This is a genomic window from Bacillus sp. JJ1521, assembly GCF_036965165.1.
GTDB lineage: Bacteria > Bacillota > Bacilli > Bacillales > Bacillaceae_L > Ferdinandcohnia.
In genome coordinates, this window is sequence record NZ_JBALOX010000076.1 from 783 (window position 1) to 1,055 (window position 273).

Annotated in this window: 1 protein-coding gene; it reads left to right on the top strand. The window is 37.4% G+C overall.

The window, feature by feature from the left end; translation table 11 throughout:
• Positions 1-229: DnaD domain-containing protein (locus V7147_RS12610; RefSeq protein WP_335368216.1), on the top strand; the 229-nt coding region annotated here is incomplete at its 5' end.
• Between the last annotated feature and the right edge of the window lie 44 nt (positions 230-273).

Consider the following 273-nt stretch of genomic DNA (forward strand, 5'->3'; position numbering starts at 1 on the left):
AATCATAAAAGCAGCCTTACGTGAGGCCGTCATGTCTGGTAAGCTTAATTTCCGATATATTGATCGAATCCTATTTGAATGGAAAAAGAATGGCATCCGTACAATTGCGCAAGCCCAAAACCATTCACAAAAGTTTCGTCAATATCAAAATAAGCACAAACAAACGGATCAAACGCAGCAAGGAAATTATAAACGGACAATCCCGTTTTATAACTGGTTGGAAAACTAACTTTATTAAGCAGGGATTAAAACCCTCTCAACTAACAATCTGTG